This is a genomic window from Streptomyces sp. Je 1-4 4N24 (assembly GCF_026239515.1).
Classification (GTDB): Bacteria; Actinomycetota; Actinomycetes; order Streptomycetales; family Streptomycetaceae; genus Streptomyces; species Streptomyces nigrescens.
On sequence record NZ_CP110836.1, the window covers coordinates 5,287,811 to 5,302,127 of the forward strand.

13 protein-coding genes are annotated in these 14,317 nt (G+C 71.5%); 8 read left to right on the top strand and 5 right to left on the bottom strand.

The window, feature by feature from the left end:
* Window positions 1-81: 81 nt before the first annotated feature.
* Window positions 82-2,337 carry an acetate--CoA ligase family protein gene (locus SLV14N_RS23245; RefSeq protein WP_263270885.1) on the bottom strand — a complete coding sequence of 752 codons (2,256 nt, stop codon included), beginning with the start codon at window positions 2,335-2,337 and terminating at the stop codon, window positions 82-84.
* A 268-nt stretch (window positions 2,338-2,605) separates the two neighbouring features.
* Between SLV14N_RS23245 and SLV14N_RS23250 the strand changes: the two genes are divergently transcribed.
* The 3 genes from SLV14N_RS23250 (at window position 2,606) to SLV14N_RS23260 (ending at window position 3,892) form a co-directional block, all read left to right on the top strand.
* The gene (locus tag SLV14N_RS23250) at window positions 2,606-2,764 is read left to right on the top strand and encodes a hypothetical protein (protein WP_263270887.1); all 159 of its coding nucleotides are present in this window, start codon (window positions 2,606-2,608) and stop codon (window positions 2,762-2,764) included.
* Window positions 2,765-2,877: 113 nt separating this feature from the next.
* On the top strand, window positions 2,878-3,306 hold the full coding sequence (locus SLV14N_RS23255) for a Zn-ribbon domain-containing OB-fold protein (protein ID WP_208683240.1): 429 nt from the start codon (window positions 2,878-2,880) through the stop codon (window positions 3,304-3,306).
* Between the two features lie 97 nt (window positions 3,307-3,403).
* On the top strand, window positions 3,404-3,892 hold the full coding sequence (locus tag SLV14N_RS23260; protein ID WP_208683242.1) for a GNAT family N-acetyltransferase: 489 nt from the start codon (window positions 3,404-3,406) through the stop codon (window positions 3,890-3,892).
* 97 nt (window positions 3,893-3,989) lie between these two features.
* Here the strand turns inward: SLV14N_RS23260 and SLV14N_RS23265 are convergent, their stop codons facing one another.
* Both SLV14N_RS23265 and SLV14N_RS23270 read right to left on the bottom strand, forming a co-directional pair.
* Window positions 3,990-4,724 carry a pyridoxal 5'-phosphate synthase gene (locus SLV14N_RS23265; RefSeq protein WP_263270889.1) on the bottom strand — a complete coding sequence of 245 codons (735 nt, stop codon included), beginning with the start codon at window positions 4,722-4,724 and terminating at the stop codon, window positions 3,990-3,992.
* Between the two features lies 1 nt (window position 4,725).
* Window positions 4,726-6,111, bottom strand: coding sequence for an FAD-dependent monooxygenase (locus SLV14N_RS23270; RefSeq protein ID WP_263270890.1), 1,386 nt, complete (start codon window positions 6,109-6,111; stop codon window positions 4,726-4,728).
* Between the two features lie 300 nt (window positions 6,112-6,411).
* Between SLV14N_RS23270 and SLV14N_RS23275 the strand changes: the two genes are divergently transcribed.
* Complete coding sequence (locus SLV14N_RS23275) at window positions 6,412-7,185, top strand: VOC family protein (protein WP_263270891.1); 774 nt, start codon at window positions 6,412-6,414, stop codon at window positions 7,183-7,185.
* Window positions 7,186-7,294: 109 nt separating this feature from the next.
* Here the strand turns inward: SLV14N_RS23275 and SLV14N_RS23280 are convergent, their stop codons facing one another.
* Complete coding sequence (locus tag SLV14N_RS23280; RefSeq protein ID WP_263270893.1) at window positions 7,295-8,479, bottom strand: acetyl-CoA acetyltransferase; 1,185 nt, start codon at window positions 8,477-8,479, stop codon at window positions 7,295-7,297.
* Window positions 8,480-8,801: 322 nt separating this feature from the next.
* Here SLV14N_RS23280 and SLV14N_RS23285 point away from each other — a divergent pair, with 322 nt between their 5' ends.
* The 4 genes from SLV14N_RS23285 to SLV14N_RS23300 all read left to right on the top strand — a co-directional run bounded on the left by SLV14N_RS23285 (window position 8,802) and on the right by SLV14N_RS23300 (window position 13,255).
* Complete coding sequence (locus SLV14N_RS23285; RefSeq protein WP_263270894.1) at window positions 8,802-10,484, top strand: IPT/TIG domain-containing protein; 1,683 nt, start codon at window positions 8,802-8,804, stop codon at window positions 10,482-10,484.
* A gap of 209 nt (window positions 10,485-10,693) precedes the next feature.
* Window positions 10,694-11,188 (top strand): hypothetical protein, encoded by a 495-nt coding sequence (locus SLV14N_RS23290; RefSeq protein WP_263270895.1) that lies wholly within the window; start codon window positions 10,694-10,696, stop codon window positions 11,186-11,188.
* A 217-nt stretch (window positions 11,189-11,405) separates the two neighbouring features.
* Complete coding sequence (locus SLV14N_RS23295; protein WP_263270897.1) at window positions 11,406-12,785, top strand: acyl-CoA dehydrogenase family protein; 1,380 nt, start codon at window positions 11,406-11,408, stop codon at window positions 12,783-12,785.
* Window positions 12,785-13,255 (top strand): nitroreductase family deazaflavin-dependent oxidoreductase, encoded by a 471-nt coding sequence (locus tag SLV14N_RS23300; protein ID WP_263270899.1) that lies wholly within the window; start codon window positions 12,785-12,787, stop codon window positions 13,253-13,255. Before SLV14N_RS23295 ends, SLV14N_RS23300 begins: the two co-directional genes overlap by 1 nt.
* A gap of 229 nt (window positions 13,256-13,484) precedes the next feature.
* Here SLV14N_RS23300 and SLV14N_RS23305 read toward each other — a convergent pair whose 3' ends face one another.
* The gene (locus SLV14N_RS23305) at window positions 13,485-14,132 is read right to left on the bottom strand and encodes a TetR family transcriptional regulator (RefSeq protein WP_026170093.1); all 648 of its coding nucleotides are present in this window, start codon (window positions 14,130-14,132) and stop codon (window positions 13,485-13,487) included.
* Between the last annotated feature and the right edge of the window lie 185 nt (window positions 14,133-14,317).

Here is a 14,317-nt window from a genome sequence, read left to right on the forward strand (position 1 = left end):
CAGAGGGTGCGGTCGGGGTGGTCATGGCGGTCGGCGGCGTGGTGGCCGGCGCTGTGGAGGTGGGCGCGGGTGCGCGTGTGGTCAAGGGCAGACGGCGAGCGCGTCGAGGGCCACGGCGCCCTGTCCGCGCGGCAGCACCACCAGCGGGTTGATGTCCAGCTCGGCCAGTTCGTCACCGAGTTCGAGCGCCATCCGCTGCACTCTCAGGACGACCTCGACCAGCGCGTCGATATCCGCGGGCGGCGCTCCGCGCACACCGTCCAGGAGGGCGCGGCCGCGGAGTTCGTCGAGCATCGCGCGCGCCTGGTCCTCACCGAAGGGCGGTACGCCCACCGCGACGTCCTGCAGGACCTCCACGAGCACCCCGCCGAGGCCGACGGTCACGGTCGGCCCGAAGAGGCTGTCCCGGGTGACGCCGACGACCATCTCGACACCCCGCTCGATCATCTGGCAGACCAGCACCCCGTCCAGCGGGGTGTCCTCGTAGCGGGCGATGTCGGTGAGCTCGCGGTAGGCGTCCCTGACCTGGCTGGCCGAGGTCAGATGGACCTTGACCAGGCCGAGTTCGGTCTTGTGCGCGAGCTGCGGCCCGGAGGCCTTCATGACCACGGGATAGCCGACCAGGCTCGCGGCCCGTACGGCCGCCGCCGCGCTGGTCACCAGCTGTTCGCGCGGGACCCGGATGCCGTAGGCGCGCAGCAGCTGCTTCGCCGCGTGCTCGCTGAGCTGCTGGCCCGGCCGCATCAGGGCGTGCGCCTTGCGTGCCGACGGGGACAGGACGCGGGGGGCGTCGTCGAAGGGGGAGCGGTAGCCGTCGACGAAGCGGTGGTGGTCGAGGTAGGCGCGGACCGCGGTGATGCAGTTGGCGAAGGTGCGGAAGGTCGCCACCCGAGAGGAGCCGAGGAGGGTGTGGCGGTAGGCGTCCTCCGTCCCGACCGGCGAGCCCCACACCACACACACCAGCTTGTCCGTCTGCTCCGCCGCGTCCACCAGGTCCTGCGCGAGCTTGTCGCTCATCGGCGGGAAGGGGCCGGTGATCGGGCAGATCAGTATGCCGATGGAGGGGTCGGCCAGGATCGCGTCGAGGATCTTGCGGCCGCGCCAGTCACCGACCGGGTGACCGCCGTTGTCGACCGGATTGGCGACGTGGAGGTAGTCGGGTATCCACTGGTGCAGTTCGGCCTGCTTGGCGGCGGCGAGGGCGGGCAGCCGCAGACCGGCCGCGGTCGCCAGATCGGCGAAGTGGGCGCCGGTGCCGCCGGAGATCGAATAGACGGCGACGCCCTCGGCGGTGGGCTTCCTGGCGCGGGCCAGCAGCGTCGCGGTGTCCTGCAGCTCGTCGAGCCCGTCCACCCGGATCACCCCGAACTGCCGCATGGCGGCGTCCACGACCTCGTCCGCGCCGGTGAGCTTGCCGGTGTGCGACGCGGCCGTCCGGGCGCCGGTCTCGGTGCGGCCGACCTTGACGGCGACGACGGGCACCTTGTTGCGGGCGGCGCGGTCGGCGGCCAGCAGAAAACTGCGGCCGTCCTTGAGGCCTTCTACATAGGCGGCGATGGCGCCGACCTCGGGACGGGTGGCGAAGTAGGAGAGGAAGTCGGCGGTCTCCAGGTCGGCCTCGTTGCCGGTGGGGGCCCAGTGCGAAAGGCGGATGCCCAGTTCCTGGAGGCTGAAGACGGGACGGCCCTGGTGGCCTGACTGGGTGATGAGGGCGATGGCCGGTCCGTCCAGGTCCGTACGGAACTTCTCGAAGGCGTTGAGGTTGGTGTTCGGGCCGAGCAGCCGCAGGCCGGAGCGGGCGACGGCCTCGGCCAGCCGGGCCTGGGCGGCCGCACCGCGCTCGCCGGTCTCGGCGAACCCGGAGGCGAAGGCCACCACGAACTTCACCTTGGCCTCGGCGAGTTGCTCGATGACCGGCAGCGGGTCGCCGACCAGGAGGACCGCGAGATCGACGGGTTCCGGCAGATCGGCGACGCCGGCATGGCAGGGCTGCCCGAAGACCTCGGTGCGTCCCGGGTTGACGGGGTGGAGCCGGGCACCGACCCGTTCCGCCCAGGCGATCAGCTGACGGGTGATGCCGGTGTTGGGGCGGCCCTCGCGGTCCGAGGCGCCGATCACCGCCACGGACTCGGGCCGGAAGAACCGGTCCAGGTCGGGCACCGGAGCGTGCAGTGGACGGCCGCTGACATCCCGGTCGACGGGGCAGGCGCCCTGTCCCCCGCCGTCGCGGTGCGGTTCACTCATACCGTGGACGGTGTGTGGTGGTTGCTCCCCACAGGCCACGACGCGGGCCGGCCGGGAGTGAGTGGTGAGGGTGCCGTGAGTCGATCCAAGCATCGCAGACGCCCGCTCCTGTGTGACGGCTCTCCAATAACTGACGCATAGTCAGATTACTAAACTGACGCCCTGTCAGGAATGGTCCTGCAAGGGAAAGGTTGCGCGCCTCCGTCCACTGTGGCGCGCGGGCGGACCGCGTCGGCCCCCTTGCGCACCCGGTCCGCGTCAGCTGAACTGACGTACCGTCAGGGGTGAGCGGGGTGAGTGTCCGGCGCGGCGTATGGTGCCGGGACCCGACGCCCGGTGCGGCAGCGGGAGGGTGTGCGGGATGCGGACGAGCTGGCTCGGTGGGGCTCCGGTGCCGATGCACCATGGCGGGGCGGAGCAGGGGCGGAACGCCATGGCGACGCTGATCTCCCTCGTCGCCCTGTTCGCGATGAGGCGGCCGACAGGGGCGTTCGACGAGGTGCTGGGGGTGTTCCAGTGACGGGCGGGGCTGCCAGGGCGGGGGGTGCTGCCGGGGTTGCCGGGGCGGTGGGGGCGCGGAGCGCGGCGCCGGGCGCAGCACCAGGCGCGGCACGGAGCGCCTCGCGGGGCGCCGTGCGGTTCGATCTGCCGGAGGTGGATGCCTTCACCCGGCCGTACTGGGACGCGGCGGCCGAGGGGCGGCTGCTGTTGCGTCGCTGCCGGGCCGAGGGCTGCGGTGCGGCCCACCACTATCCGCGCGAGTTCTGCCCGTATTGCTGGAGTGAGGACGTCTGCTGGGAGCCGGCCGCCGGCCGCGCCACCCTCTACACCTGGTCCGTCGTGCACCGTAACGATCTCCCGCCGTTCGGCGACCGGGTCCCGTACGTCGCGGCCGTGGTCGATCTCACCGAGGGCCCCCGGATGATGACCGAGATCATCGACTGCCCGGAGCGGGAGCTGCGGATCGGGATGCCGCTCGTGGTCCACTTCCGGGGAGCGGGCGAGGGCAACCTCGGGGGTGAGGGCGCCGCGGTCGCCATCCCCGTCTTCCGGCCGGTGTGAGCAACCCGCACCCTCGGAGCCCCGGCGCCCCGCCCCCCGGCCAGGCCCCCGGCGAATTCCGGTGGCGGGCCGGCCGGGCCCGAGGCATGCTGTGGCCGTGCTGATTCGTGAGGCGACCGCGGCCGACTGGCCCGCCATCTGGCCCTTCTTCCACACCATCGTGGCGGCCGGGGAGACCTACACCTTTCCGCGGGACCTCGACGAGGCCACGGGCCGCGAGATGTGGCTGCTGACACCGCCCGGCCGCACGGTCGTCGCCGTCGACGACTCCGGCACCGTCCTCGGTACGGCCAAGATGAACCCCAACCACATGGGCGGCGCCTCGCATATCGCCGGCGCCAGCTTCATGATCGATCCGCAGTACGCCGGACGCGGCGTCGGCCGGGCCCTGGGGGAGCACGTACTGGCCTGGGCCCGCGCCGAGGGCTACCGCGCGATGCAGTTCAACGCCGTGGTGGAGACCAACACCGGTGCCGTCGCACTCTGGAAGTCCCTGGGATTCCAGATCATGACGACCCTCCCCGAGGGCTTCCTGCACCCCACCAAGGGCTATGTGGGGCTGCACATCATGTATCAGCAGCTGTGAGGGCGGAGCGGGCGGAGCGGGTGGCGCTCCGTGCACTCGGTCCGTCCGAGCCGGCCGGTCCGTCCGAGCCGACCGGTCCGCCCCGTCCGCCAGCGCCTCACGGCCAGAGCAGCTCCTGCGTCCAACGCCCGTCCTCATAGCGATAGTTGAGCCGCACGTGACGGCGCTGCGCATCGCCCTGGAAGAACTCGACCTCCTCGGGGTGCAGCACATACAGCGTCCAGCTCGGCACCGGCGCCTCCGGCTCGCGCCGGGCGCGCTCCCAGGCCGCCTCCGAGGCGCGCGCCATCTCCTGTACCGAGCCGAGCACCTCGCTCTGCCGGCCGACGAGTGCCGCGGCCAGCGCGCCCGTGGAGCGGCGGTGCAGATCGGCGGCGCTCTCCTCGGGGCCCGCCGCCGTCACCGGCCCGTGGACCCGCACCTGGCGGCCGACCGCCGGCCAGTAGAAGCCGAGCGCCGCCCGCGGTCGTACGGCCAGTTCGCGGCCCTTGCGGCTGCCGCGGTGCGAGGCGAAGTGCCAGCCGCGCTCATCGGCGTCATGCAGCATCAGGGTCCGTACGGAGGGGGCGCCGGCCGCGTCCGCCGTGGCGAGCGTCATGGTGTGCGGCTCGGGGACACCGGCCTCGGCGGCCTCGCGCAGCCACTGCCGGAACAGCGGGAGCGGTTCGGCCGGGGCCGTCGCCGGGTCGAACGACGGCAGTTCGACGTCCCAGACCCGCAGCCCGCGCAGCAACTCGCGGAACGCCTGGGATTCCGCGTCGTCGGAGTGGTGCGCCGGGGCGTCGGCGGGCGTGGCGTCCGGGGAGTCCTGGTGCGCGGGGTGATCGGTCATGTCAGGCAGCGTACGTCGGGCATCCGTCGGCCGGAGCGCGACCGGTGGCGGCGGCCGGTACCGGATGGTCCTGGAGGGTGATCGCGTTGGCGCCGCGCTGGACGTCCTCGGCGATCTTCTTCGCGACCAGGTTCTTCCACGGCATGTGCGGCAGGATCCGCATCATCAGATGACGGAACCGGATCTGCCGCCGGGAGTCCGCCGTCATTTCCTTCGCGAACTTCGCCGCCAGCGCATGATTGACCGCGACATAGCCGCGCATCTCCTTCTCGTAGCGGTCGAACGCCTCCTCCGGGCCGCGGCCTGCCTCCGCAAGCGCTCCGGCCAGCACATACGCGCCGACCAGCGCCATCCCGGTGCCCTGCCCGGATGCCGGTGAGGCGCAGTGCGCGGCGTCGCCGAGCAGCACCACCCGGCCGCGCGACCAGCGGTCCATCTCGATCAACTGCAGTCCGTCGAAGTAGAAGTCGTCCGCCTCGCGGGCCGCTTCGAGCAGCCGCGGGACCTCCGTCCAGCCTTCGGACGGGGCGACTCCCACATCCTTGAACGCGGCCTCCAGCAGTGCCAGTTGCTCCGCCGGTTTGCGATGGTCGTAGGCCAGTCGCGGTGAGCGGAAGGTGAGCATGCCCTTGGCCGCCGGGTCTCCGGACGAGCTGTAGACGCAGATCAGCTTGCCGGGTACGGCGTGGTACAACTCCTCCCGGTCCAGGCCGAGTTCGTTCGGCAGGGAGAACGCGGAGATATACGCCCCGAGGTGCCGTACGAACTGCTCCTCCGGGCCGAAGGTCAGCCGCCGGACGTTCGAGTGCAGCCCGTCCGCGCCGACGACGAGGTCGAAGCGGCGGGGCGCACCGCGCTCGAAGGTGACCTCGACGCCGCAGGTGCCGTCGGTGTCGTGGCCTGCGTGGCCTGCGTGGCTCTGGCGGCCGTCGTGGCGGGCGTCGTGGTGATCATCCGGCCGCTCGGTGAGGGATGTGATCGAGTCGCCGAAGACGTACTCGACATCCGCCCGGGTGCGTTCGTAGAGGATGCGTGCCAGATCGCCCCGCATGATCTCGTCGTCCCGGCCGACCCGGGCGCCGAAGATGTCGGCGGGGAGGGTGGCGATCCGCTCGCCGTCGTCGTTCACATACGCGCCGGTCCGCATGTCCGTACTGGCGCGCTGGATGTCCTCCAGGATTCCCATCCGTTCGGCGACCTCGACGGCCGCACCCCGGATGTCGACCTTGTAGCCGCCGGTCCGCAGTTCGGGGGCGCGCTCGACGACGGTCACCGCGAAGCCGTAGCGGTGCAGCCAGTGGGCGAGCGCCGGGCCGGCGATGCTCGCGCCGGAGATCAGCACGGTCCGTGGCCTGGTGCGGGGGGACGGCGAAACGGTGCCGGACATGGCGGGGTTCCTTTCGGGGACGTGGTGCTCCTGCCTGCGCTGCGCCACGCGGCCGTGGCTCTCGGCCGTGGCGCTCGGTCGTGGTGCACTCGCCGACCGGTGCCCCGACTATACGAGCGTCTTAAACGCTTGTCTATGACGTTTGTCCATGATGGGCCGCGTAGGGCGCTCTGCCTACGACCGCTTTCCCTACGGCCGCTCTGCCTGTTGCCGTTCCGCCTGCTGCCTCTCTAGGACACGCCCTGTCCTAAAGGGCCACTAACGTCGGTCGCGGGCAATGTCACCGCGAAGGAGCAGACGTTGAGCGAGATCAGCATCAATCAGCCGCTCGGAACGCCGACTTGGATCGATCTCGGGGTCCCCGACCTCGACCGGGCGAAGGAGTTCTACCGCGCGCTGTTCGGCTGGGAGTACGTGGAGCGGTCGGCGGCGACCGGCCCGTTCACCCTGTGTCTGCTGCGCGGACGGCGGGTGGCGGCGCTGCGGCCCGTGTCCGCCGCGGACGTCGAGGGTGAGTCCTGGTGGCTGCCGTATCTGGCCACGGACGACTGCGACGCGGTGGCCGAGCGGATCGTCGAGTGCGGCGGGGCGGTGCCGGTGCCGCCCTCGGATGTGGCGGGCCTGGCCCGTACGGCCGTCGTGGTGGACCCGGTCGGGGCTCGCTTCGGCCTCTGGCAGGGGCGTACGCTGCCGGGCTGTGAGCTGGTGAACGAGCCCGACACCCTGATCCGCAACGACCTCGCGTCCCCGGACCCCGAGCCCGCCCGCCGCTTCTACACCACCGTCTTCGACTTCACGCTCGACGGCAACGACGACCTCCCGGGCTTCGACTTCACCTTCCTGCGCCGGCCCGACGGCCATGAGATCGGCGGTGTCTTCGGCGACCCCACGGCTCCGGCCTCCCGCTGGCAGACCGTGTTCGAGGTGGCGGACACCGACGCGGTGGCGGCCCGCGCCGTCGCCGCCGGCGGTACGGCCGGCACCCCCGAGGACGCCCCGTACGCCCGCATGGCCGCGATCACCGACCCCTTCGGCACGGCCTTCAGTATCGGCACCCGCCCGGCCGCCGACTGAGCGACCGCCGGTCTCCCGCTCCCCTGAGACCCCGGCGCCGGGCCCGCCCGCGAGTCTCCGCCGGGGCTCCCGCCGGGCCCGGCCTCCCGAGGCCGTCGCGGGCCCCGCCTCACCCCCGCCCCAACACCACCGTCCCCGACGAACAGAACCAGCCGCCCGTGCCCGAGGCGACCGCGAGGTGGGGCAGCCGGCCGTCGGGTTTGCGTACCTGGCGGTCCGGGCCGGCCTCGCCGCGGAGCTGGCGTACCGCCTCGACCAGCAGGAACAGCCCCCGCATACCGGGGTGGCAGGCGGCCAGCCCGCCGCCGTCGGTGTTGACCGGCAACTCCCCGTCCCGCAGCAGCCGCCCCTCCCCGACGAACGCGCCGCCCTCGCCCTTGGCGCAGAACCCCAGGTCCTCCAGCGTCACCAAGGTCATATAGGTGAAGGCGTCATAGAGCTCGGCGAGGTCGATCTCGGCGGGGCGGACCCCGGCGCGGGCGAAGGCGAGCTGTCCGGAGACCGCCGCGGGGGAGACGGTGAAGTCGTCCCACTCCGATATGGTGGTGTGCGACACCGCGGTGCCCGAACCGAGCACCCATATCGGGGGTTTGGCCAGGTCCGGGACGTAGTCCTCGGCGACGAGCAGGACCGCGCAGCCGCCGTCGGAGCGGATGCAGCAGTGCAGTTTGGTGAACGGGTCGGCGATCACCGGTCCGCCCAGGACATCGTCGACGGTGATCGGGTCGCGGTACATGGCGTCCGGATTGGCCGCCGCGTTGGCGCGAGCCTGGACCGCGACCTGGGCCAACTGCTCCAGGGTGGTGCCGTATTGGTGCATATGGCGGCGGGCGGCCATGGCGTATTTGGCGATCAGGGTGTGCCCGTAGGGGACCTCGAACTGGAGCGGGCCGCGGGCGCCGAAGGAGAGGTTCGAGGTGCGGCGCCCGGCCTTGATGTCGGCGCGGGCGGTGGAGCCGTAGACGAGGAGTACGGCGTTGGCATGGCCGGCGGCGATCGCGTCGGCGGCGTGCGCGGCGAGCACTTCCCAGGTGGCCCCGCCGACCGAGGTCGAGTCGACCCAGGTCGGGTGCAGGCCCAGATATTCGGCGACCTCGACGGGTGCGAGGGTGCCCAGACCGGCCGAGGCGAAGCCGTCGATCACCGAACGGTCCAGCCCGCTGTCGGCGAGTGCCCGGCGGGCGGCCTGGGCGTGCAGGGCGTACGGGGTGGCCTGGTCCACGCGTCCGCAATCGGACAGGGCGACTCCGGCGACGGCGACCTTGCGATTCCCGTAAGTGGTCCCTGTAGGCATGAATCTGACGGTACATCAGATTTGGTAGGGCGGGCAGGGCGCGGAGTGTGGCTCCGAGCGGCCGGCCTCGACGCGCGGTGGCTGGAATGCGTCCCCGTCCCCGCGGCCGCAGTGTTCCGGGGAGGCCGGACTTAAAGCGATTATCGGAGAATCAGAGATATGCGGCGGCCTTTAAAAGGTTTCCCGTGCAGGGTATTCTCACATCGCTTTGTGCATTTCGCCGGCCGCTCCAGGCCGGTTGACTGCTCGCTGTTTGCCCATACGGCGGAGCAGACATTTCCGTGTGCGGGACAAGATCGTCCCGCCTGCCTCAGGGAGTGTCATGTTCGCCTTTACGCCGCACATTCCGGCGCCTGCTCAGGTGCGGGATTCCGAATTGCGCGCCGCTTTTGTGGCAGGCGCCGTCATTCCTGTGGGTGTGCTGCCCCAGGGAATTACCCTTTCGCCCGGCGGGGCCCGCGCCTATGTCGCCAACCGGGGCTCGGACACGGTCAGCGTGATCGACACCGTCACCGACACCGTCACGGCCACCATCCCCACGGGGGCCGGGCCCAGCTTCGTGGGGATCAGCCCGGACGGCACCCGCGGCTATGTGACCGTCGCCGACGACGGTCTTGTCAGCGTGGTCGACACCGCCACGAATGCCATCGTCGCGAACGTCCCCGTAGGGGAGGGACCAACGATGGCGGCGGTCACCCCGGACGGCACCCGCGTCTACGTGACACAGCAGGCCGGCACCACGGTGAGCGTGATCGACGCGGCCACCAACACGGTCACCGACACGGTCCCCGTCGGGGCCGGGGGGACCGGCGTGGTCATCACGCCGGACGGGACCCGCGCCTACGTGGCGTGCTTCTCGGGCAGCGTCAGCGTGATCGATACCGCCACGAACACCGTCACTACGACGATTACGGCCGGCGATGTCCCCATCCTGCTGGCGCTCAACCCCGACGGGTCCCGCCTCTATGTGACCAATGCCGGCAGTTCCACGGTGAGCGTGGTCGACACCGTCACCAACGCCGTCATCGCCACCGTCGGCGTCAGCGCCCAGCCGCGCTTCCTGGCGGTGAGCCCGGACGATGCCCATGTGTTCGTGGCGAATTCCCTCCCGGACACGGTGAGCGTGATCGACACCGCCACCCATACCGTCGTCGAGAACATCGGGGTGGGGGCCGGCCCCACCGGCATCGCGGTCTTCCCCGACGGGACGCACGCCTATGTGGTCAACGCCGAGGCCAACACCGTCAGTGTGATCGCGACGACCGTGATTCCCGACCAGGGGTCCACGGGGGGCGGTGACACCGTGACGGTGACCGGACACCACCTGGCCAACGCCGGCGCCGTGCGCTTCGGCACCGCTCAGGCCGCCGTCACCGCCAATACGGATACCTCGCTGACCGTCACCAGCCCCGCCGGAGGCGGTGTCGTCCCCGTGACGGTCACCACCCCGGGTGGCACCGGCTTCCTCGGAACCTTCTACTACGTGCCGTTGCCCGCCCTCACCGGCATCAGCCCCGCCGCGGGGCCCGTCGCCGGCGGTGACGACGAGATCGTCATCACCGGCCGCAACCTCTCCGGGGCGATCGATGTGTACCTGGGCGCCACCCGTGCCGTGATCCAGAGCGTCTCCGACACCCAGGTCACCATCAGGGCCGCCGGTGCGCCGGGGCCGGGCGGCGTCGCCGTCACCGTGATCACCGCCGGCGGGAGCGCCGTGGGGCTGACCTACACCTACCTCAGCCAGCCCACCGTCACCGATATCAGCCCCAACACGGGACCGACCTCCGGCGGCACCATTGTGACGATCACCGGCACCGACCTGGCCCACACCGAGCAGGTCACCTTCGGCGGCGTCCTGGCGCCCTTCGAGATCGTCTCCGACACCAGCGTGGTCGCCACGTCGCCGCCCAGCGGCGCCGCAGGCACCGTCACGGTCACGGTCACCGGCCCCGACGGCAGCACCCCCTCCGGCGGGTTCACCTACGTGTCCGGCCCCGACGTCTGATCGACCCGGGCACGCCGGACGGCCGGCCGGGCGGACCCGGCCGGCCGGTGCGGCACCGGCACACCGAGTTTCCGGCCGACCCGAATCCCGGCCGACGGGCCGGGCGGGAGTCGCGGGGTCATGCCGTCCACGCGCCATCGGTCCGGGAAGCAAGGCACCTCACGGCACAGCGTCAGTGAAATTCCCTTCCAGTCCCAGAGGAGAAAACTGTGCGTCACTTCAAGCAGGTTCTGCTGAGCGCGGCCACCGGACTGTCGGCCATCCTTTTCTGTGCACCCGCGGCATCGGCCGCCGGTGCCGATTCCTTTCCCCCGGGAGAGACCGTATTCCAGCTGGTCGCAAAGCAGACTCAGGGAACCTTCGTCGATGTGGACGGCTCGTCCGGGCCCAGCCAGGGCGACGAATTCGTCAACACCGGGAATCTCTTCCGCGGCATCGTCCAGGTCGGCACCTACAGCCAGATCTGCACGCTGACCCGGACCGCCCCGGCCGACGAGTTCGACCTCCAGTGCACGTCCGACCTGGCGCTTCCCCTGGGGCAGCTCACCGCGCAGGGCCGGTTCACCGTCACCGCCGCCGGCCCCGGCAACATCGACTTCGCGATCACCGGAGGCACCGGGCGCTACCGCACCGCCCACGGCTCCGTCCACGCCGTCAACGTCAGTGACACGGAGACGAACCTCACCGTCCACCTCATCCGCTGACCGGCCGGCGGGACCGAGGGAGCCGGGTCACGGCGACGTGACCCGGCTCCGCCCTGCCTGTGGCGTGTCCTGAGCCTTCGTTCCCCGGCGGCGCCGATGACTTGCGAACCGGCCTAGGAAAGTGCACCCCCCGTCCCTACTATGACGGCCCGTCAGATCGGAAGCGGGGGCCCGTCGACCGGACGGGCGTTGTCGCACGGCCGGGAGGAGCCCGCCGATGGATGCCGCGTTCACCGAGGAGCAGCACGAAATCCGCCGTACGCTGCGCGAACTGCTGCTCAAACGCTGCGGTCCGGACGAGGTCAAGGCGGCGGTACGCACCCCGGCGGGGTACGACGCACAGCTGTGGCAGCAGCTCGCCGGCCGGCTCGGCCTGCCCGGTCTGGCGCTGCCCACGGCGTACGGAGGGGTGGGCTGCGGGCCCACCGAACTCGCCCTGGCCTGCGAGGAAACCGGCCGCGTCGTCCTTCCCTCACCCCTGATAGCGACCGCCGCGCTGGCCGCCCCGCTGATCCTCGCGCTGGGCAGCGAGCGCCAGCGCACCGCACTGCTCCCGGCCCTCGCCGCCGGGGAGCTGACCGCGACGCTGGCCGTGCCGGGCGGCCGGCTCGCCACCGCACTGGCGCTGACCGGGCCGAACGACGGCGGTTGGTCGGGCGGCGGCCGGGCCGGCGGAATCCAGGCGAGGAGGGCGCCGCGGGAGTGCGAGGCCGTCCCGTCGCAGAACGGCGGGCGGCCGGCGGGCGGGGGCTGGCGGCTGTACGGGGAGGCCGGGCAGGTGCTCAACGGGCACACCGCGGAGGTGCTGGTGGTGGCCGCCCACACCGGTGGGTTCGCGCAGGGCCGCACCCTGCTCTTCCTCGTACGGGCGGCGGCGGGCGGGAGCGATATCCGGCCCGGGGCGGAGCCCGGTGTGCCCGGTCTGCTGCGGATCCGGCAGACCGCACTGGACGAGACCCGTCCGCAGGCGCGCCTCGAACTGCGCGATGTACCGGCCGAGTTGCTGGGGGAGGGGGACGGTGACGAGGCGGCGGTGGCCGGGGCGCTCGCCGCGACGGGTCTGACGGCGGCCGCGGCACTGGCCGCCGAGGCGGTCGGCGCGGCCGATACGGCGCTGGCCCGTACCGTCGCCCATGTCCAGCAGCGTGAGCAGTTCGGCCGGCCCATCGGCTCCTTCCAGGCCGTGCAGCACCGGCTCGCCGATCTGTATGTGCGGCTGCAGGCGGCCCGCTCGGCGGCGTACTACGCGGCCTGGTCGGCGGGCGGTGGACCGTACGCGCCCGGCGGCGCCCCCGGTCCGTATGGTGCGGCCGAGCCCGGGGTGGGGGCGCTGGCGCTCGCGCAGGCACTGGAGAGTCTGCGGGCGGTGGCGGCCGAGGCGGTGCAGCTGCACGGTGGTATCGGCTTCACCTGGGAACACGAGGCGCATCTGTACTTCAAGCGCGCGGCCTGCGACGAGCTGCTGCTGGGGCCCGTGCACCGGCTGCGCGCGCGGGCCGCGGAGGAGGCGGGGCTGTTCCCGGACGCGGCGGGGGAGCCGCGCGGGGGCGGGGAGCCGGCCGGTGCGCCGGGCCGTACGGCGGCGGTGGAGGTCTGATGCCGCCGGGTGAGCGGTTGCTCATGAAGGTCTCCGCGACCCGTACGTTCGCCCGGATCGCGCCGCATGTCATCCCCGCCCTGGACCGTGCGGTGCACCGGCTGACCCGCGGAAAGGTGCTGCTCAGTGCCCGGATGCTACCCGGTGTGGTGCTGACCGCGACCGGCGCCAGGAGCGGGCTGCCGCGGCGTACTCCGCTGGCGTGCGTACCGGAGGAGGGCGGCGGCTGGCTGCTGGTCGGCAGCAATTTCGGGCGGCCGGGGCATCCGGCCTGGACCGGGAATCTGCTCAGGAATCCGGAGGCCGAGGTGAGTTGGCGGGGCCGGGACATTCCGGTGCGGGCCCGGCTGCTGACCGGTGAGGAGCGGGCGCGGGCATGGCGGGCGGCGCTGGCGCTCTGGCCTCCGTACGCCGCGTATCAGGCACGGGTGACACGGGAGATCCGGCTGTTCCGGCTGGAGCGGCGCTGAGCGGGCCGGGTGCGCAAGGGGGCGTCGGCTCTGCCCGAGCCGGTGCGCCGCATACGCGCAGCGGGCGCCGTGCCGGACCCCGGAGGGGCCGCGCGGCGCCCGCTGCGTGTGGTGTACAGCTATGGCAGGACGGACACAGGACCGACGGCGAACCGTCCCGGGAGCACCGGGACTTCGAGGCGCGGCAGCTTCTCCGGCCGCTTCCCCGACTGCTGTCGCGGTTACTTCGTTATTTGGTCGGCTTCTTTCCGGTGACGCCAAGGTGCACCAGCAGCGCCAGATTCGGCTTGAGCTCGGCCTGTTTGACGCCCCAGCTCTGGAAGCCCTTCTGGTGCGCGGCAACCGCGGCCAGCATCGCGACGATCGAACCGGCGATGGCGGCCGGGCTCACGTCCTTGTCGACCTTGTTCTTGCTCTGGAGTTCCTTGATGGAGTCCGTAAGGGAGTTGGTGACGGCATTGAGGATCTTCATGCGGATCTTGTAGAAACGCTTGTCGCCCTCGGCCGCACCCAGGTCGATGACGCGCAGAATCGCGTCGTGCTTGCGCCAGAAGGAGAGAAAGCCCTCGACCAGATCCTCCGCGGCCTGCCAGGCGGATTTGCCCACCCAGGAGCGTCCGGCGACAAGATCGGTCAGAGTGGCGCCTTCTTTGGCCATCTCCTCGGCGATTTCGAGGACGGCGCCCTCGACGTCCGGGAAGTACTGATAGAACGTTGCGGGTGAAGTCCCCGCTTTTCGGGCCACATCGATGACCTTGACGTCCCGATAGGGGGACGAACTGAGCATTTCACTGAGGCAGTCGAGAAGCTTTTGCCGCGTCGCCTGTCCGCGGCGGCCGGCAACTCTGCCGTCGACGGTTCGAACTTGTCCTGTCATGCCGTCAGCTTACCGAGGGGTGATCGGAGCGCGATTTGGCTGCCTGCAAATGGGGATGGGGGAGTTAGGGGTGCGTGGCCCCGGGGAGTGCCCTGGTGGCGGGCCCGCCCGCGAGCACGGCTCGTATGGCGCCGTTTGGTCCGAACCGGTGAACGGTGTTATCAACAGCCTGTGGACAACTTTGG

What these genes read in the sequence shown, in the direction of transcription:
- SLV14N_RS23245 (WP_263270885.1), bottom strand. Translation starts at nt 2,337, where the DNA reads ATGCTTGGATCGACTCACGGCACCCTCACCACTCACTCCCGGCCGGCC.
- SLV14N_RS23250 (WP_263270887.1), top strand. Translation starts at nt 2,606, where the DNA reads ATGCGGACGAGCTGGCTCGGTGGGGCTCCGGTGCCGATGCACCATGGC.
- SLV14N_RS23265 (WP_263270889.1), bottom strand. Translation starts at nt 4,724, where the DNA reads ATGACCGATCACCCCGCGCACCAGGACTCCCCGGACGCCACGCCCGCC.
- SLV14N_RS23270 (WP_263270890.1), bottom strand. Translation starts at nt 6,111, where the DNA reads ATGTCCGGCACCGTTTCGCCGTCCCCCCGCACCAGGCCACGGACCGTG.
- SLV14N_RS23280 (WP_263270893.1), bottom strand. Translation starts at nt 8,479, where the DNA reads ATGCCTACAGGGACCACTTACGGGAATCGCAAGGTCGCCGTCGCCGGA.
- SLV14N_RS23285 (WP_263270894.1), top strand. Translation starts at nt 8,802, where the DNA reads ATGTTCGCCTTTACGCCGCACATTCCGGCGCCTGCTCAGGTGCGGGAT.
- SLV14N_RS23295 (WP_263270897.1), top strand. Translation starts at nt 11,406, where the DNA reads ATGGATGCCGCGTTCACCGAGGAGCAGCACGAAATCCGCCGTACGCTG.
- SLV14N_RS23300 (WP_263270899.1), top strand. Translation starts at nt 12,785, where the DNA reads ATGCCGCCGGGTGAGCGGTTGCTCATGAAGGTCTCCGCGACCCGTACG.
- SLV14N_RS23305 (WP_026170093.1), bottom strand. Translation starts at nt 14,132, where the DNA reads ATGACAGGACAAGTTCGAACCGTCGACGGCAGAGTTGCCGGCCGCCGC.